This is a genomic window from Streptomyces sp. 3N207 (genome assembly GCF_052246355.1).
Lineage (GTDB): Bacteria > Actinomycetota > Actinomycetes > Streptomycetales > Streptomycetaceae > Streptomyces.
In genome coordinates this window covers 212,133-229,318 of record NZ_JBQQBV010000010.1, presented here as the reverse complement: position 1 = coordinate 229,318, position 17,186 = coordinate 212,133, and the positions used below count along the sequence as shown (strand labels likewise).

The following is a 17,186-nucleotide window of genomic DNA, read 5'->3' as shown; positions in this document are numbered from 1 at the left end:
GCGACCACAGCGCAGGGGGAGGGGATGCGCACCCCCTCCCCAGAACACCCTCACACCAGCGCCGACACCTTCTCCCGGTACTGCCGAACGGCCGCCGCATCCCGATACGGCTCCAACCGCCGCTCGAAATCCCGTACGTATTCGTGAGCACGTACGGATCGCATCTCCGCCGCCTGGTGGGCCGCCTCGGCGCCCAGCGCGCACGCCTGATCGATCTCGCCCAGCCCCAGCCGCGCCGTGGCCAGCACCACGCGGCAGAACAGCCGGCTGCGAGCGAACCCGGCGCCGCGCAGCTGGAGCGAGCGCTCGGCATGCTGCGCCGCGGCGCGGTACTGCTGGAGGTCGCGATGGCAGTGCCCGAACTCGTCGGCCAGCTGCGCCTCGTCGAAGAACCTCGCCCAGGCGGGTACATCCTCGCTGGGCCGGGCGGCCTCCAGCGCCCGCTCGGCGCGGGCCAGCGACGCGGTGCAGGCCCGCACCTCGCCCAGCACCCCGTGGCCGCGCGCTTCCGCCGCGTGCAGCAGCGCCTGGACCGCCGGCGACACCGAGGTGCCCACGCCCTGCTGGGCGACCCGGGCCAGCTGCACCGCCTCGCGCCCGTGCCCCAGATAGACGGCCTGCCTGCTCATCGTCACCAGCACATAGGCGCCGAACGCGCGGTCGCCCGCCGCCTGGGTCAGCCGCAGGGCCTGTACGAAGTAGCGCTGCGCCAGCCCGTGCGCGGCGATGTCGTACGAGGTCCAGCCGGCCAGCCGGGTCAGGTCCGCCGCAGCGGCGAAGAGCCGCCTGCCCAACTGCTCCCCGTAGACGCCGCGCAGCATCGGCTCGGCCTCGTGCTCCAGATACCGCACGAGGGCCTGCCGTGCGTGCCCGCCGCCGTAGGCGTGGTCCAGCGCGCGGAACAGCTCGCACACCGAACGCAGCGCCGCCACGTCGCCGCCGGAGACCCGCTGTCCGGGCCCACGCTCCACCCGGTCCAGCCGCGCGGCGGCCAGCGACGGCGGCCTGGTCACGCCCGTACCGCCGCCGACCCGGGCCTGTGCCGGGACCCGCAGCCCGCCGCCGTGCCCCACGCCGCCCGCACCCGCACCCGCTGCGGCGTGCCCGTGGCCTGGTCCGTGACCGGGTCCGGGGCCGTGCCCCGGGCCGAGGCCCTGTCCGCGGGGCGCGCCCATACCGGCGGCGGCACCGGGTGCGGACTGCCCCGGTCCCGGCCCCGAGCTCGTCGATCCGCTGCCGGAACCGGGGCCGGCCGGGCTGCCCGGGCTGTCCGGTTCCGGCCCGCGCGCCACGCGTTCGTCCGCCCGACCGATCAGCCAGTCCCGGCTCGGCACCACGAGCCCCGCCGGAGTGAAGGCGATCTTCCGCAGCTCCGCATGGCTTCCGGAGTCCTTACGCCACAATCCGCTGACGATGTCCACCGCCTCGGCGGGCGTCGCCGCGAACTCCAGCCCCGCGTACACCGGCGCGCATGCGTCGAGGCCGAGATCCTGCGCCGTCAGCCGCCGCCCCAGGCGCCGGGTGAAGACCTCCGCGATCAACGCGGGCGTGGTGCCCCTGGGCTGCTGGCCGCGCAGCCACCGGGTCACCGATGTCTTGTCGTATCGCAGGTCAAGACCGTGTTCGAGGCCGAGCTGGTCCACGCGCCTGGCCAGGCCCGCGTTGGAGAAGCCCGCCTCGGCGATCAGGGCGGCGAGCTGGCGGTTGGGGATGCGCTGCTGGGATGGCTGGGCCGCGTCGTTCACGGACTCCCCAGGTCGTTCCATCGTCATCAGGTCTACGGTCTCCTGCCCTCACGGCTTGTGTCAGACGCCGGGGCGCCCTGCTGGAACGGCGCGAATGTAACGGTCCCTCGTACATCGTTCGCCCCCTTCGTCGCGCATTCATCCGTACGTGTGAGGGGGCAGCCACCTGCGGGGACGGAGTGCGACGGCCGTACAGTGGCTGAGGGCGCGAGCGCGAAGCAGCCCGCCACTGGGTGTGCGCAGGCGTACGGCGCGGGCTTACGAAGGAGAGAAGGCATGGGAGAACCCCGGCTGGAGGGTCCGGCGGACGGTCTGGTGGACGGTCCGGCGGACGGCGAACTCCGCTTTGTCCACCTGGGATTCGGCGACAACGCCGTCGACTACCTGGACGCCTGGCAGGAGCAGAAGCGGGTGCACGCGGCCCGCTTCGCCGACGAGATCCCCGACACCTGTCTGCTGCTGGAGCACCCCCCGGTCTACACGGCCGGGCGGCGTACCGAGGACAACGAGCGCCCGCTTGACGGCACCCCCGTGGTGGACGTCGACCGCGGCGGCAAGATCACCTGGCACGGCCCGGGCCAGCTCGTCGGCTATCCGATCCTCAAGCTGCCGCGCCCGGTGGACGTCGTGGCGCACGTCCGTCGCCTCGAGGAGGCCATGATCCGCGCCTGTGCCGAGCTCGGCCTGGAGACGACGCGGGTGGAGGGCCGCAGCGGGGTGTGGGTGCTGGGCGACGCCGTCGAGAAGCCCGCCAGAGCCGGGGAGCGGCCGTCGTCGGGTCTGGCGCTGGACCTCGACCCCCGGCTGGACCAGGAGGACTACGACCCACGCCTGATGGGCCCGGAGTACGCGCCCTCCAACGCCGGCCAGCGCGGTGAGGACCGCAAGCTGGCACAGATCGGCATCCGCGTCGCCAAGGGCGTGACCATGCACGGCTTCTCGCTGAACTGCAACCCGGACACAACCGGTTTCGACCGGATCGTCCCCTGCGGTATCCGCGACGCGGGCGTCACCTCGCTCTCCGACGAGCTGGGCAGGAATGTTCCCGTCTCCGAGGTGCTTCCTCTGATGGAGAAGCACCTGCGCGAGGTGCTGGAGTCCGCGACCCCGATGCCCCGCGCGGTCTGAGCCCGGTCCCCACCAAGGGTCGGCCAGGGTGTTTCCTGGGCTCCGGCCCGTACGCAAGCCATAAACCGCAGGCGTAGGCTGATACCCGCCGCTGAATCGAAAGTACGTAGGGAGCCGGACGTGTCCGCTGTCGCACCCGACGGGCAGTCAATGCCAAGGCCTGACGGCCGGCGATTGCTCCGCCTAGAAGTCCGCAACAGCCAGACCCCCATCGAGCGCAAGCCCGAGTGGATCAAGACCCGGGCGAAAATGGGCCCCGAGTACAACGCCCTCCAGAACCTCGTCAAGAGCGAGGGCCTGCACACGGTCTGCCAGGAGGCGGGCTGTCCCAACATCTTCGAATGCTGGGAGGACCGCGAGGCGACCTTCCTGATCGGCGGCGAGCAGTGCACCCGCCGCTGCGACTTCTGCCAGATCGACACCGGCAAGCCCGCCGAGCTCGACCGTGACGAGCCCCGCCGCGTCGCCGAATCGGTCCGCACGATGGAGCTCCGCTACGCGACGATCACCGGTGTGGCCCGCGACGACCTCGAGGACGGCGGCGCCTGGCTCTACGCCGAGACGGTGCGCCAGATCCACGGACTGATGCCCGACACCGGCGTCGAGCTGCTGATCCCCGACTTCAACGCCGAACCCGACCAGCTCGCGGAGGTCTTCTCCTCCCGCCCCGAGGTGCTGGCGCACAACGTCGAGACGGTGCCCCGCATCTTCAAGCGCATCCGCCCCGGCTTCCGCTACGAGCGCTCGCTGGAGGTCCTCACCCGCGCCCGCGAGGCGGGTCTGGTCGTCAAGTCCAATCTGATCCTGGGCCTGGGCGAGACCCGCGAGGAGGTCAGCGAGGCTCTGCGCGACCTGCATGAGGCCGGCGCCGAGCTGATCACCATCACCCAGTACCTCCGTCCCACCCCGCGGCACCACCCCGTGGAGCGCTGGGTGAAGCCGCAGGAGTTCGTCGAGCTGAAGCAGGAGGCCGATGAGATCGGCTACGCGGGCGTGATGTCCGGCCCGCTCGTCCGCTCCTCGTACCGCGCGGGACGCCTCTACCAGCAGGCCGTCGAGGCCCGCCGTACGGGCACGACGTCCGCCGCCTGAAGCGTCAGCACGGCGCTGTGCGGCGAGGCGGAGAGTGAGCTTCGCCGCACAGGCTTCCGTGGACTTTGACCCTCCGGTCATCGCCTGGTAACACCAATGCGTAACGCTGAAACCACTTATCGCGCACGCAGCCTCCTGGCTGAGCGCAGCTTCCTGCTGTGCGGGCGGGCGCCCGGTTCAGACGGACGACTGACGGAGGGGACGACAGTGCGGACCACCCTGTGGGCACTGGAAGGTCTGGAGCACCTTTTCTTCGGCAACGGGCAGCGGGTCGCCCGGCGCAACGCGTGGACGGCGGTCCTGGAGGACCGCCGCCGGGCCCGGGCCCGGCACGAGGCGGAAACCGTACTGAACGCCGCATCGGACCGCCGCACACTACTGACCTCCCGCACCTGAGCCGGGCCACCCCCGGAGGAACGGGACCGGCACCTCCGGCTGCCGCGGTGGGTCGGCCTGCCCTCCCATGCGCTGCTGTCTTACGGGGGCAACCCCCGTACCCCCGGCCGCGCAGCGGTCCGTCCGCCCTCCCACGTAAACTTCATCGCATGGCGAGGAAGGACAACACCGAGAACCCTGGGCGGCTCAAGCAGATCGCTCAGACGTACAAGATGACCCGGCGCGTGGACCGGAAGATCGGTTGGATCCTGGCCGGCGTGGGGCTTGTCACCTTCGGTGTACTCCTCGCGATCGGCCTTCTGATCGATCACCCGATCTACGCGGGAATCGTGGGCGTGCTTCTGGCCCTGCTGGCCTGCGCGATCGTCTTCGGACGGCGCGCCGAGCGGGCCGCGTTCGGGCAGATGGAGGGCCAGCCGGGAGCGGCGGCCGCCGTGCTGGAGAACATCGGACGCGGCTGGCAGGTCACCCCGGCCGTCGCGATGAACCGCAGCCAGGACGTCGTCCACCGTGCGGTCGGCAAGGCGGGCATCGTGCTCGTCGGCGAGGGCAACCCGCACCGGCTGCGCGGACTGCTGGCGTCCGAGAAGAAGAAGATGAACCGCGTCGTCGGCGACGTACCGGTCCATACGCTGGTCGTCGGCACCGACGAGGGCCAGGTCGAGCTGAAGAAGCTCCGCGTCAAGATCGTGAAGCTCCCCCGTACGCTCCAGGGCGGCGAGGTCACCCAGATCAACGACCGGCTCCGCGCGCTCGGCGACCTCATGAGCAACATGCCGATCCCGAAGGGTCCGATGCCCAAGGGCATGAAGCTCCCCAAGGGCCCGCAGGGCCGCTGACCGCCGTACGCGAAGCAGGGTGGGGCTCCCTCTAGGGAGCCCCACCCTGCTTTCTGTCCGACGGCTTCGCTTGCAGTCCGGCGGCCTGGCTCAGAGCTCAGATCCGCACCTGGACCGCACCTGAGAGCCGGTCGTGCAGCCCGCGGTTGTCGCGGTCCCAGATGAACGCGGGGATGGCGAGCCCGAGCAGCACCGTGCGCACCGCCGCACGCCACACGGGCAGCTTCTCCAGCCCGTCCAGGGCGACCACGCGCAGCCCCAGCAGCCGCTTGCCCGGTGTGGAGCCGACCGAGCCGACGGTCAGCAGGCTCATGACGAGGAAAACGACCAGCGCCCAGTTGTTGGTGGCCTCGATGCGGCGCCCCGCCAGCAGCCCGAAGGCGATGAGGGCCGAGAGTGCCCAGTCGATGAACAGCGCGCCGATCCGCCGTCCGAACGGCGCGATGGCTCCGGGACCCTCCTCGGGGAGGCCGAGCCGTTTGCCGCGGTAGCCGAAGTCGGCTCCCATCTCCTCCGCCGCGGCGCGCGGTCCTGACAGCCACGACCCGATTGCGTCCCTGTTGTCCACCCGACAACGGTATCGCGCCGGTTTTCGCGGGGGACGGGCCCGTACGGCTCCTGGGCCGGCCCGTATACGGCTGTCCGGCCGGATCGGCTCGTACGGCGTAGACGAACCGCTGTACGCCGTACGAACGCCATGGCTCGCCGTCTCTCCCGTGGCTCCGGGTAACCGGTTGAACACCTGACAAGCAGGCCGCAAGCAGGACGCAAACCGACCGTAACAGTGGGGCTCCGTACGGTTATCCGCCACCCCTCCAGCCAGGTGGTTAACATCGGCGAAACAGATGGGTCATGCTGGAGAAATGGCCCCTGCTTAAGGTCGGCCACCAGGCGTGCGGCACATCGTGCCCGCACCCGGAGCCGGAGCAAGCCCGTCCCGACGCGGCGGGACTAGGAGGATGGATGTTCCAGAACGCCGACGAGGCTAAGAAGTACATCGCGGACAACGACGTCAAATACATCGACGTCCGGTTCTGCGACCTGCCCGGCGTCATGCAGCACTTCGCCGTGCCGGCGGAGGCATTCGACCCCGCCGAGAGCCTGATGTTCGACGGCTCCTCGATCCGCGGCTTCCAGGCCATCCACGAGTCCGACATGGCCCTGGTCCCGGATCTGTCGACCGCGCGTGTGGACCCGTTCCGCTCCGAGAAGCACCTCAACATCAACTTCTTCATCCACGACCCGATCACCGGCGAGCAGTACAGCCGTGACCCGCGGAACGTGGCCAAGAAGGCCGAGGCATACCTCGCCTCCTCCGGCATCGCCGACACCGCGTTCTTCGGCCCGGAGGCGGAGTTCTACGTATTCGACAGCGCCCGCTTCGAGACCACCGCGAACCGCTCGTTCTACGAGATCGACTCCGAGGCCGGCGCCTGGAACACCGGCGCCCTTGAGGACGGCGGCAACCGCGGCTACAAGGTCCGCTACAAGGGCGGCTACTTCCCGGCCCCGCCGGTCGACCACTTCGCCGACCTGCGTGCCGAGATCTCCTCCGAGCTGATCCGCGCCGGTCTCCAGGTCGAGCGCCAGCACCACGAGGTGGGCACCGCGGGCCAGGCGGAGATCAACTACAAGTTCAACACGCTGCTGGCCGCGGCCGACGACCTGATGCTGTTCAAGTACATCGTCAAGAACACGGCCTGGCGCAACGGCAAGACCGCCACCTTCATGCCCAAGCCGATCTTCGGCGACAACGGCTCCGGCATGCACGTCCACCAGTCCCTGTGGACGGGCGGCGAGCCCCTCTTCTACGACGAGCAGGGCTACGCGGGCCTCTCGGACACCGCCCGCTACTACATCGGCGGCATCCTGCGCCACGCCCCCTCGCTGCTGGCCTTCACCAACCCGACGGTGAACTCCTACCACCGCCTGGTCCCCGGCTTCGAGGCCCCGGTCAACCTGGTCTACTCCCAGCGCAACCGCTCCGCCGCGATGCGGATCCCGATCACGGGCTCCAACCCGAAGGCCAAGCGCGTCGAGTTCCGCGCCCCGGACCCCTCGTCCAACCCCTACCTGGCCTTCTCCGCCCTCCTCCTGGCGGGCCTGGACGGCATCAAGAACAAGATCGAGCCCGCCGAGCCGATCGACAAGGACCTCTACGAGCTCGCCCCCGAAGAGCACGCCGACGTCCCCCAGGTCCCCACCTCCCTCCCCGCCGTCCTCGAAGCCCTCGAGGCCGACAACGAGTACCTCCAGGCCGGCGGAGTCTTCACCTCCGACCTGATCGAGACCTGGATCGACTACAAGCGCACCAACGAAATCGCCCCCATGCAGCTCCGCCCCCACCCGCACGAGTTCGAGCTGTACTTCGACATCTAAACCGCGGGGTCGGGTTGCCTGTGAGGGAGCCCGGTTCGCTGACGGGGCGTCAGCAACAATGCTGAGGGCCGCCACCCCTCCCCGGGGTGGCGGCCCTCAGCCGTTCCTGCAGTGCCGTTCCCGGAACCAACGGGCCGAAGGTGATGCCTCACTCGTCCGATTGTGTTCGGTTGTCGTCCGAGGACTCACTGGTCAACAGCCAGGAGCGGGCGGGCTCGGCGGTCTGCGTGGTGTCCACAGTGAAGTGGAGACGCGTCCCGCCCTCCTGGCCGACGGGATAGCTGCGTTGTTCCGTGGAGCCGAAGCAGCGCCGGAGAACCTCTGCCACCTGACGTGCCGTCGCCGGGGACGCCGCGACGATTCGAACCTCGGCGTGTCCGGCCGAGGGCACTGGTTCCGCTGGTTTCATGGTGTCCCTCGTTCATCTGGCTGACATGGGAGTCAGAGGCATCCGTGTGACCTGTCGGGGCGCGCCGCCTCGGCGTCGCACCCACGCCCGGTCAGACGCGCCCTGGTCAGAGAAGAGTAGGGGTCACTCGCGGTTCCCGTCGTGATGTTCAGCGGCGTTGTAGTGGAAGGCCGCGATCCGTCGGTCGTGCTGGGCGTTGAGCCGGTGGATCAGCAGAACTCCCAGGGTGATCATTGCGATGATCACAGCTGTGGTGACAAGAGGGTCCACTGTTTTCACCTCCCCAAGGTCTCGCGGGCGGAGGCCGGGAGCCCGATCGAGAGCCTGCGCGGGGGCGCAGCCCCGCCCTCGGCGTCCCACTCCGATGTCCGGCCGCGCTCCTCAGCGGCGTCGCGGATCTTGACCTCGTCATCCATCAGCCTGGTGGCGGTGAGGAGGCTCCCCGGGACGGCTGCGGCGGACATCAGCCTGGCAGCGGAGGCCGCAGTGGTTTCCGGCGGGATCACCAGCAGATCCCAGCGTCCACGTTCGGCGGTGTAGGAGAGCAATATCAACTTGTGTGGGTCCTGCTCTTCCCTGAACCAGCCCACGCCCACCGTGTGCCCGGCGACGGGCACCTTCCGTGGGATCACTGGCCAGTGAGTCGGGTTCACCGTGACACGGGTGATCCGGCCCCAGCACACGTCCAGCCTTGCTGTCAGAGCGGGCAACTCGCGGAGGAGATCTCGGGACCGGGGCCACCAGGCGCCGTCCAGGAGCCCCGGAGGCGCGTCCGCGGGGGTCAGGGACAAGCGGGCCGGTGGCGGGGAGACGCGCTCATCAGTGACTGTGGTTTCGGTGGTCGCGGTCATGGCGCGCGCCTGCCTCCGGGCTCGTCTTCGAGTTCCCGGTGTTGTTACTCGCCGGGAACGGCACCGGCGCGGGAGCCGGTGTGCGAAGTACTCCCGGTCTCTTCACACTACTCCGGTCGACAGGCCGGATGCCCCGCGACCACCGATTTCTCAGGAATGCGGCCGCACCCGGCCTCACGGACGAGCCCGCGGGCCGGCACAAGGGTACGGTGGAATTGCCGACACAGTGTGCGGTGGCGACCCCAGCGGTTTGTCACAGGCTGTCCGGCGAAGACGTCGAGCCCCATCGAGGGAACTCACCATGGCCGACTCCGACACCCCACATCCTCCGAGGCTCCTGCCGGACGCGCTCCACCACTCGGTGAAGCCCGGGACCGCGCTTCTCAGGCTGGAGACGACACGGCTTCGCGAGGGGATCCTCGACGGCGCATGGTGGCCGCGCTCCCGTGACATCGCTGCCGAACTACCCCGTCTGATCACCAAGTTGAGTCGGCACCTCGGGCCGATCACCCGCGTCGGACTGGACGCGAGTGCCTGGGAGGAACTGCCGACGCGACTGATCATCGACGACCGGGTCGTGCACCTCGACTCCTTCCCGGTCGGTGACGACACCGTCCTCATCACTCGGGGCGACAGGGATCATTTCTCCCTCCTGGTCGTTCCCCCACAGGCGACGCCGGACGCGGCACGCGCCGCGATGGCCCAGGCCGTACGAGCCGACAACATCACCACGGCCGAGCAGATCCTCATCGACACCAGCACCAATCCCGCACACTCGAATCCCGCGGAACGCGGTCGCACAGAACAGCGGGGCGGCGACTCGACCTGACGCTCTCCTGGGGTCCGGCTCTCTCTGTCGGGTCGGTCGCAAGCGCTTGCCCAGTGCTGCCCTGGACTTCGAAGCTCCTACGAGCCCGGACCGGTCGCGGCGTCCGACGTCAGATGGCGACGGTGGCCAGGTGGTCTGCGGTGCCGCCTCGCCACTCGACGAGGAAGAGGGTCGCGTCGTCGCTGGTGGTGCCGCCGCGTTCCCGCATCAGGGTGTGGGAGAGGACGCGCGCCGTCTCCTGTACGTCTTCGGTGACGGCGCTGACGTGTTCGAGGACGTCGATCATGCGTTGTTCGCCGAACTGCTCTTCGCCCCGTTTGTGTTCTTCGACGAGGCCGTCGCTGTAGAACATCACCCTGTCGCCCTGCTGGAGCTGGGTCGTGCTGATCAGCGGGGTGACGCCGCCGAAGCCGACGGGCAGCGTGCCCTCGCTCTCCAGGCGCCGGATGACCTTGTTGCCGCGGATGAGCAGCGCCTCCGGGTGGCCGGCGTTGACCCATTGCAACTGGCCGGTCCCTACGTCCAGGCGCATCATCTGTGCCGTGACGAACTGGTCGGGTCCGAATTGCTGGTCGATGGCGGTGTCCATGAACGTGTACAGCTCCGCGAGCCCCACGTCGGCCCGGCGGGCGTGCCGGTAGGCGCTCACCGCGACGGTCGCCAGCACGGAAGCGTTCAGGCCGTGGCCCATCGCGTCGATGACGGCAAGGTGCAGCATGTCGTCGTTGAGCGCGTAGTCAAGGCTGTCGCCCGCGACGTTGTAGGCGGGCTCCAGGGCTCCGGCCACGGCGACCTGCGGGGTGTTCATCGCCAGCGGCGGCAGCAGGGACCACTGGATCTCCGCGGCGACGCTCATGAGTCCACGGCGCCGTGCCTGGGTGTACCGGTCCGTGTAGCTGTTCTTGGTGACCAGCATGTCGGCGACCAGTCCGGCCAGCCGCCGTGCCAGCCGGCGGTCGTCGTCCTCGACGCTGTCCAGGGTGAATGCCATGACCCCGACCTCGTCGCTGCCATCCAGGAGCGGCAGGTACATGCGTACGCCGTCGGCCTGCTCGTCCTCGACAGTGGTCTTGCGGACAAACGCCTCACCGGCCCGTGTACCGTCGATGGGCAGCGTCTTGCCGACAGTGAGCCCCCTGCCCGGGAGGTGCACCAGTTCGCGCTGCTCGTAGTCCTGCAAAAGGATCGAGACCTCCCGGCCACCGATCCTGCGTACTTCCTCCGCCACCAGCGGAGCGATGAGCTGGGGCGGCATCTCGTGCGCCCGGTCCAGCAGCTGCCCCAGCAGCCGCTCGCCGAATCCCTCGGACAGGTCCACCGCAGATCTGCCCTCGCCATGCCCGCGTCCTGTCATCGGTACCTCGAACCTCTGCCGGAGATTCCCTTCCCGGCCGCAACCCCTGTGTTCCCCAGGACTCCTGTCCCGGTACTGCATGGGACTTCCGCCGCCACTGACCAGCATCGCAGCGAACCCTCCCGCACGACACTCGGGCAGGTTGTCACTCGGGAAGTCGGCGAACGTATGGCCGCATCGACCAGCAGTCACCGGTCAGCGCTCCGCGACCCGTCCGGCTGTGCACCCGCTGTGCACCGACCCGCCTCCTCGGGCGCCGTCCGTGCAGGTCAGAGGCGCTTCGCGACTCTACTTCGACATCTAAGAACGCCACAGGCCAGAGCGGGTTTCCGCTCGCCTGGGCTGTTCATGGGCCGTGGGCCGCACTTCCCGCTTCGGGGGGTGCGGCCCACAGTCGTTGGGGAGGGGGTCGGGTTCGGAGGGGGCGGGCGGACACCAGGCCCGTCTCGCCCGCCGCTCCCGTACGGCGGTCCGCAGCGCATCGGGCCGGAGAACGTCATCCCCGGGACGGCACCGCGGGACGGCGCGAGGGAGGGCGTAGAGCCCCGATCAATCGGGTGTGGAGTCGGGGGCGGCTCCCGGCGGTGCGGTCGTGGGGGTCGGCTTGGTGGCTTGGATGGTGGCGGAGTGCATGCTGTCGGCAACTGTGGGGGTCCCCGCTTCGCGGGCGGAGCCGAGAGTTCGGGGGAGTACCCGGATGTCGGTGAAGCCGGCAGCCGCCAGGCCCTGGCGGTACTCGGTGAAGGAGAGGGCGCCGGCGAGGCAACTGGCGAAGTCACCTCGTTCGGCTCGCTGCTGGGGGCTGAGGTGGTCGTCGGCCACGATGTCGGAGATGCCGAGGCGGCCTCCGGGGCGCAGGACCCGGAACATTTCGGCGAAGACTGCGGGCTTGTCGGTGGAGAGGTTGATGACGCAGTTGGAGATGACGGCGTCGATGGTGTTCGCGGGCAGCGGGATGGCCTCGATGGTGCCCTTGAGGAACTCCACGTTGGTCGCACCGGACTTCGCCTTGTTGGCCAGGGCGAGAGCGAGCATCTCCTCGGTCATGTCCAGGCCGTACGCCTTGCCGGTGGGGCCGACGCGGCGGGCGGAGAGGAGTACGTCGATGCCGCCGCCGGAGCCGAGGTCCAGAACGTGCTCGCCCTCGCGGAGTTCGGCGACGGCTGTGGGGTTGCCGCAGCCCAGCGAGGCGGCGACCGCCTCGGGGGGCAGGTCCTCGCGCTGGTCGGCTGCGTAATAGGTGGCGCCGCAGCTGTCCTCGGTCCCGGCGGCGTCGGCGCCGCAGCACGCCGTGCTTCCCTCGGATACGCGTACGGCTGCGGTTGCGTACCGCTGTCGGACGGTCTCGCGTAGTTCGTCGGTCTCACTCATGACTGCGCTCCTGAAGAGATTGCGCGGCTTCGAAATGTTGATTCGATGCTCTTGAATACAAGACTGCGCGCTGTATCGAAGAACGTCAAGATAGAAGGGTGTCGAAACAGTACGCCCGTACGTCCGTCCGCCCGTACGCCCGTGCCCGCCCACGTCGCCGTCCGTGAGGCCCTGCGCAAGGCTGTCTCGGCCAGGCGTTAGCATGTGAGCACCGCCTAGCTCGAAAGATAAATCTGTGACTGTCAACGACGACGTGTTCACCAACTGGAAGCACCGCGAGGAGATCGCGGAGTCGATGATCCCGATCATCGGGAAGCTGCACCGGGAGCGGGACGTAACGGTCCTTCTGCACAGCCGCTCCTTGGTGAACAAGTCGGTGATCAGCATCCTCAAGGCCCATCGGTTCGCCCGGCAGATAGCCGGCGCCGAGCTGTCGGTCACCGAGACGCTGCCGTTCCTGCAAGCGCTCACCACGCTCGACCTCGGCCCCTCCCAGATCGACCTCGGCATGCTCGCCGCGACGTACAGGGCCGACGACCGCGGGCTGTCGGTGGAGGAGTTCACCGCGCGGGCGGTCGCCGGTGCGACGGGGCCCGACAAGAGCGACCGGCGCGCGTCGCGGGATGTCGTGCTCTACGGGTTCGGCCGCATCGGCCGCCTCCTCGCCCGCCTGCTCATAGAGAAGGCCGGGTCCGGCAACGGGCTGCGGCTGCGCGCCATCGTCGTCCGCAAGGGCGCCGGCCAGGACCTCGTCAAGCGCGCCTCGCTGCTGCGCCGCGACTCCATCCACGGCCAGTTCCAGGGCACCATCACCGTCGACGAGGCGAACAGCACGATCGTCGCCAACGGCAACGAGATCAAGGTGATCTACTCCGACGACCCGACGTCGGTGGATTACACGGCGTACGGCATCAAGGACGCCATCCTCATCGACAACACCGGCCGGTGGCGCGACCGCGAGGGACTCTCGAAGCATCTGCGCCCCGGCATCGACAAGGTGATCCTGACCGCGCCGGGCAAGGGTGACGTGCCCAACGTGGTGCACGGCGTCAACCACGACATGATCAAGCCGGACGAGCAGATCATCTCCTGCGCGTCCTGCACCACCAACGCGATCGTTCCGCCGTTGAAGGCGATGGCCGACGAGTACGGGGTGCTGCGCGGTCACGTGGAGACCGTCCACTCGTTCACCAACGACCAGAACCTGCTGGACAATTACCACAAGTCCGATCGGCGTGGCCGCTCGGCGCCGCTGAACATGGTCATCACCGAGACCGGTGCCGCCTCCGCCGTCGCCAAGGCGCTGCCGGACCTCGAGGCGAAGATCACCGGCAGCTCGATCCGCGTTCCGGTGCCGGACGTCTCGATCGCCATCCTCAATCTGCAACTCGCCCGCGAGACCAGTCGGGATGAGGTCCTCGACTACCTCCGCGACGTCTCCCTGACCTCGCCGCTCAAGCGTCAGATCGACTTCATCAGCGCTCCCGACGCGGTCTCCAACGACTTCATCGGCTCGCGCCACGCCTCGATCGTCGACGCCGGCGCCACCAAGGTCGACGGCGACAACGCGATCCTGTACCTGTGGTACGACAACGAGTTCGGCTACTCCTGCCAGGTCATCCGCGTCGTCCAGTACGTCTCCGGGACGGAGTACCCGACCTATCCGGCCCCGGCGTCGGCTCCTGCGTCGGCCCCGGCCGGCTGATCTCGCGGAGCGTCCGGGCGGCTCGGCTCCCGCTTGTCGGGCGGGCCCGGGCGACTCCCTGTCCTGCCTTGCGCAGTGTGCCCCCCGCATGCAGGCGGCCAAGCGCGGGCCGCTTTACTCCGGCGCCGCCCGACGGGATATCTTGATATCGAGACGATGTAGACGCGAAGCGGAGTAGCGGTGACTGACTCGACCATCATCTATACGCAAACCGACGAGGCCCCGGCCCTGGCGACGTATTCGTTCCTGCCCGTGGTCGAGGCGTACGCCTCGACGGCCGGTGTCGCCGTCGAGAGCCGCGACATCTCCCTGGCGGGCCGGATCATCGCCAGCTTCCCGGAGCGCCTGGCGGAGCACCAGCGCATCGAGGACGCCCTGGCGCAGCTCGGCGAGCTGGCCAAGACCCCGCAGGCCAACATCATCAAGCTGCCGAACATCTCGGCGTCCATCCCGCAGCTCAAGGCCGCCATCGCGGAGCTGCAGGAGAAGGGGTACGCGCTGCCGGACTACCCGGACGACCCGCAGACCGACGAGGAGCGGGAGGTACGCGCCCGCTACGACAAGGTCAAGGGCAGCGCCGTCAACCCGGTCCTGCGCGAGGGCAACTCCGACCGCCGTGCCCCGGCCTCCGTGAAGAATTACGCCAAGGCCAACCCGCACCGGATGGGCGAGTGGCGCGCCGACTCGAAGACGAACGTCGCGCACATGGACGGTGACGACTTCCGCTCCACCGAGAAGTCCGTCGTACTGGCCGAGGACGGTGCGCTCCGTATCGAGCTGCACGGCGACGACGGGTCCACCACCGTGCTGCGCGAGTCGGTGCCGGTCAAGGCGGGGGAGGTCGTGGACGCCGCCGTCATGCGGGTGGCCGCGCTGCGTGAGTTCCTGTCCGCGCAGGTCGACCGGGCCAAGGCGGAGGGTGTGCTGTTCTCGGTGCACCTGAAGGCGACGATGATGAAGGTGTCCGACCCGATCATCTTCGGGCACACCGTCCGCGCCTTCTTCCCGAAGACCTTCGCCACATACGGTGCCAAGCTGGCCGCTGCCGGTCTGACGCCGAACGACGGTCTGGGCGGCATCTTCAAGGGCCTGGAGTCGCTGCCGGAGGGCGACAAGATCAAGGCGTCGTTCGACGCGGAGCTGGCCCAGGGTCCGGACCTGGCGATGGTCGACTCGCACCGCGGCATCACCAACCTGCACGTGCCCAGCGACGTCATCGTGGATGCCTCCATGCCCGCGATGATCCGTACCTCGGGCCACATGTGGAACAAGGACGACCAGGAGCAGGACGCGCTCGCGGTCATTCCGGACAGCAGCTACGCGGGCATCTACCAGGCCGTCCTCGACGACTGCCGCGCCAACGGCGCCTTCGACCCGGCCACCATGGGCTCGGTGCCGAACGTCGGCCTGATGGCGCAGAAGGCCGAGGAGTACGGCAGCCACGACAAGACGTTCGAGATCCCGGCGACCGGCACGGTGCGGGTCCTCGACGGCGAGGGCGAGCTGGTGCTGGAGCAGGCGGTCGGCGAGGGCGACATCTTCCGGATGTGCCAGACCAAGGACGTGCCGATCCAGGACTGGGTCAAGCTGGCCGTCACCCGTGCCCGCGCCACCGGCGACCCGGCCGTCTTCTGGCTGGACGAGGCCCGGGCGCACGACAAGAACCTGATCGGGAAGGTCCGCGAGTACCTTCCGCTGCACGACACCGCGGGCCTGCAGATCGAGATCATGTCCCCGGCCGACGCGATGAAGTTCTCCCTGGAGCGCATCCGCCGCGGCGAGAACACCATCTCCGTCACCGGCAACGTGCTGCGCGACTACCTCACCGACCTGTTCCCGATCATGGAGCTGGGCACCAGCGCCAAGATGCTCTCCGTCGTGCCGCTGATCAACGGCGGCGGGCTGTTCGAGACGGGCGCGGGCGGCTCGGCCCCCAAGCACGTGCAGCAGCTCGTCAAGGAGAACTACCTGCGCTGGGACAGTCTGGGCGAGTTCCTGGCGCTGGCCGTCAGCTTCGAGCACCTGGCGCACAAGGCGGGCAACCCGCGGGCGCAGATCCTCGCGGACACCCTCGACCGCGCCACCGGCACGCTGCTGAACGAGAACAAGTCGCCCAGCCGCAAGCTCGGCAGCATCGACAACCGCGGCAGCCACTTCTACCTCGCCCTCTACTGGGCGCAGGAGTTGGCCAAGCAGACCGAGGACGCGCAGCTCGCGCAGGCGTTCTCCGGGCTGGCCAAGACGCTGGCCGAGCAGGAGCAGACCATCGTCGACGAGCTGCTGGCCGTCCAGGGTGCGCCCGCCGACATCGGTGGCTACTACCAGCCGTCCCCGGAGAAGGCGGCGGCCGTGATGCGCCCGTCGAAGACCTTCAACGAGGCGCTGGCTTCGCTGGGCTGACACAGCGCACACCGCTGATGAGCGGGCCCCGGGAACGGCACCGGCCGTTCCCGGGGCCCTCGTCCTGCCGGCGGCCGACAGCCGACGGCATGCCGCGGTCGGGGCCGGGCCGCCCGCCGGGGGAGACAGCCCGCGCTGTGCCACGGCCCCTGTCTCGCAGCGGTGTTGTTCCGCTGCTGTTGCCACGCCCGTCAGCAGCCGCAGCTGACCGCTCCCGACGGGGCCGTCAGGGGGTCGGGGGAGTGTTGTCCGAGGCCGGTGCGGCCTTCGGTGGGGAAGCCCTCGCGGATCCAGTACTCGATGCCGCCGAGCATCTCCTTGGCCTGGTAGCCGAGTCGGGACAGGGCGAGGGCCGCACGGGTGGCGCCGTTGCAGCCCGGGCCCCAGCAGTAGGTGACGACGGGGACGGCGGGGTCCAGCAGGGCGGCGGCGCGGGTGGGGATCTCGCCGGTGGGCAGGTGCAGGGCGCCGGGGATGCGGGCCTGCTGCCAGCCCTGGTCGGTGCGCGAGTCGATCAGAACGAAGCCCGGCGTGCCGGAGACGAGCGCGGCGCGGACATCGGAGACATCGGTCTGGAAGGCGAGCCGTGCGGTGAAGAACTCGACGGCCGTGGCGGGGGAAGGGAACGGGGCCGGGGAGGGGGTGATTGCTGTCGTCATGGCCGGAACGCTACGGACCGCAGACCGGG

General features: G+C 69.4%; 16 protein-coding genes. 8 read left to right on the top strand and 8 right to left on the bottom strand.

Annotation, left to right across the window (positions count from 1 at the left end):
• Window positions 1–50: 50 nt before the first annotated feature.
• Entirely contained in the window at window positions 51–1,772 is a 1,722-nt protein-coding gene (locus tag ACTWP9_RS18005) for a regulator (RefSeq protein WP_443247198.1), read from the bottom strand.
• Window positions 1,773–2,021: 249 nt separating this feature from the next.
• Between ACTWP9_RS18005 and lipB the strand changes: the two genes are divergently transcribed.
• The 4 genes from lipB (at window position 2,022) to ACTWP9_RS17985 (ending at window position 5,200) form a co-directional block, all read left to right on the top strand.
• On the top strand, window positions 2,022–2,873 hold the full coding sequence (gene lipB / locus ACTWP9_RS18000) for a lipoyl(octanoyl) transferase LipB (protein WP_443247197.1): 852 nt from the start codon (window positions 2,022–2,024) through the stop codon (window positions 2,871–2,873).
• 150 nt (window positions 2,874–3,023) lie between these two features.
• A complete protein-coding gene (gene lipA, locus ACTWP9_RS17995; RefSeq protein WP_443247196.1) occupies window positions 3,024–3,965 on the top strand; it encodes a lipoyl synthase in 942 nt (313 codons plus the stop codon).
• 207 nt (window positions 3,966–4,172) lie between these two features.
• The gene (locus ACTWP9_RS17990) at window positions 4,173–4,361 is read left to right on the top strand and encodes a hypothetical protein (RefSeq protein WP_443247195.1); all 189 of its coding nucleotides are present in this window, start codon (window positions 4,173–4,175) and stop codon (window positions 4,359–4,361) included.
• A gap of 149 nt (window positions 4,362–4,510) precedes the next feature.
• Window positions 4,511–5,200: a DUF4191 domain-containing protein gene (locus ACTWP9_RS17985; protein ID WP_443247194.1), complete on the top strand. Its 690-nt coding sequence runs from the start codon at window positions 4,511–4,513 to the stop codon at window positions 5,198–5,200.
• Between the two features lie 97 nt (window positions 5,201–5,297).
• On the opposite strand, the gene ACTWP9_RS17980 is transcribed toward ACTWP9_RS17985, so the two are convergent.
• A complete protein-coding gene (locus tag ACTWP9_RS17980; protein ID WP_443247193.1) occupies window positions 5,298–5,768 on the bottom strand; it encodes an RDD family protein in 471 nt (156 codons plus the stop codon).
• 395 nt (window positions 5,769–6,163) lie between these two features.
• Between ACTWP9_RS17980 and glnA the strand changes: the two genes are divergently transcribed.
• Entirely contained in the window at window positions 6,164–7,579 is a 1,416-nt protein-coding gene (gene glnA / locus ACTWP9_RS17975) for a type I glutamate--ammonia ligase (RefSeq protein WP_443247192.1), read from the top strand.
• Between the two features lie 148 nt (window positions 7,580–7,727).
• Here the strand turns inward: glnA and ACTWP9_RS17970 are convergent, their stop codons facing one another.
• The 3 genes from ACTWP9_RS17970 to ACTWP9_RS17960 form a co-directional block, all read right to left on the bottom strand.
• Window positions 7,728–7,988: a hypothetical protein gene (locus ACTWP9_RS17970; protein WP_443247191.1), complete on the bottom strand. Its 261-nt coding sequence runs from the start codon at window positions 7,986–7,988 to the stop codon at window positions 7,728–7,730.
• 123 nt (window positions 7,989–8,111) lie between these two features.
• Window positions 8,112–8,258, bottom strand: coding sequence for a hypothetical protein (locus ACTWP9_RS17965; RefSeq protein WP_443247190.1), 147 nt, complete (start codon window positions 8,256–8,258; stop codon window positions 8,112–8,114).
• 5 nt (window positions 8,259–8,263) lie between these two features.
• Window positions 8,264–8,839, bottom strand: coding sequence for a DUF5994 family protein (locus tag ACTWP9_RS17960; RefSeq protein ID WP_443247189.1), 576 nt, complete (start codon window positions 8,837–8,839; stop codon window positions 8,264–8,266).
• Between the two features lie 301 nt (window positions 8,840–9,140).
• Between ACTWP9_RS17960 and ACTWP9_RS17955 the strand changes: the two genes are divergently transcribed.
• A complete protein-coding gene (locus tag ACTWP9_RS17955; RefSeq protein WP_443247188.1) occupies window positions 9,141–9,668 on the top strand; it encodes a DUF5994 family protein in 528 nt (175 codons plus the stop codon).
• Window positions 9,669–9,777: 109 nt separating this feature from the next.
• Here ACTWP9_RS17955 and ACTWP9_RS17950 read toward each other — a convergent pair whose 3' ends face one another.
• Both ACTWP9_RS17950 and arsM read right to left on the bottom strand, forming a co-directional pair.
• Window positions 9,778–11,022: a PP2C family protein-serine/threonine phosphatase gene (locus tag ACTWP9_RS17950; RefSeq protein WP_443247187.1), complete on the bottom strand. Its 1,245-nt coding sequence runs from the start codon at window positions 11,020–11,022 to the stop codon at window positions 9,778–9,780.
• Window positions 11,023–11,571: 549 nt separating this feature from the next.
• Window positions 11,572–12,393 (bottom strand): arsenite methyltransferase, encoded by an 822-nt coding sequence (gene arsM / locus ACTWP9_RS17945; protein WP_443247186.1) that lies wholly within the window; start codon window positions 12,391–12,393, stop codon window positions 11,572–11,574.
• Window positions 12,394–12,628: 235 nt separating this feature from the next.
• Here arsM and ACTWP9_RS17940 point away from each other — a divergent pair, with 235 nt between their 5' ends.
• Both ACTWP9_RS17940 and ACTWP9_RS17935 read left to right on the top strand, forming a co-directional pair.
• Window positions 12,629–14,098 (top strand): glyceraldehyde-3-phosphate dehydrogenase, encoded by a 1,470-nt coding sequence (locus ACTWP9_RS17940; protein ID WP_443247185.1) that lies wholly within the window; start codon window positions 12,629–12,631, stop codon window positions 14,096–14,098.
• A 180-nt stretch (window positions 14,099–14,278) separates the two neighbouring features.
• On the top strand, window positions 14,279–16,498 hold the full coding sequence (locus ACTWP9_RS17935; RefSeq protein WP_443247184.1) for an NADP-dependent isocitrate dehydrogenase: 2,220 nt from the start codon (window positions 14,279–14,281) through the stop codon (window positions 16,496–16,498).
• A gap of 191 nt (window positions 16,499–16,689) precedes the next feature.
• Here the strand turns inward: ACTWP9_RS17935 and ACTWP9_RS17930 are convergent, their stop codons facing one another.
• Window positions 16,690–17,157, bottom strand: coding sequence for a rhodanese-like domain-containing protein (locus ACTWP9_RS17930; protein WP_443247183.1), 468 nt, complete (start codon window positions 17,155–17,157; stop codon window positions 16,690–16,692).
• Window positions 17,158–17,186 lie beyond the last annotated feature (29 nt).

Coding starts and splice junctions, on each gene's coding strand:
- ACTWP9_RS17930 (WP_443247183.1), bottom strand. CDS start 17,157: ATGACGACAGCAATCACCCCCTCCCCGGCCCCGTTCCCTTCCCCCGCC.
- ACTWP9_RS17970 (WP_443247191.1), bottom strand. CDS start 7,988: ATGAAACCAGCGGAACCAGTGCCCTCGGCCGGACACGCCGAGGTTCGA.
- ACTWP9_RS17950 (WP_443247187.1), bottom strand. CDS start 11,022: ATGACAGGACGCGGGCATGGCGAGGGCAGATCTGCGGTGGACCTGTCC.
- lipB (WP_443247197.1), top strand. CDS start 2,022: ATGGGAGAACCCCGGCTGGAGGGTCCGGCGGACGGTCTGGTGGACGGT.
- ACTWP9_RS18005 (WP_443247198.1), bottom strand. CDS start 1,772: ATGACGATGGAACGACCTGGGGAGTCCGTGAACGACGCGGCCCAGCCA.
- glnA (WP_443247192.1), top strand. CDS start 6,164: ATGTTCCAGAACGCCGACGAGGCTAAGAAGTACATCGCGGACAACGAC.
- ACTWP9_RS17985 (WP_443247194.1), top strand. CDS start 4,511: ATGGCGAGGAAGGACAACACCGAGAACCCTGGGCGGCTCAAGCAGATC.
- arsM (WP_443247186.1), bottom strand. CDS start 12,393: ATGAGTGAGACCGACGAACTACGCGAGACCGTCCGACAGCGGTACGCA.
- lipA (WP_443247196.1), top strand. CDS start 3,024: ATGCCAAGGCCTGACGGCCGGCGATTGCTCCGCCTAGAAGTCCGCAAC.
- ACTWP9_RS17960 (WP_443247189.1), bottom strand. CDS start 8,839: ATGACCGCGACCACCGAAACCACAGTCACTGATGAGCGCGTCTCCCCG.
- ACTWP9_RS17955 (WP_443247188.1), top strand. CDS start 9,141: ATGGCCGACTCCGACACCCCACATCCTCCGAGGCTCCTGCCGGACGCG.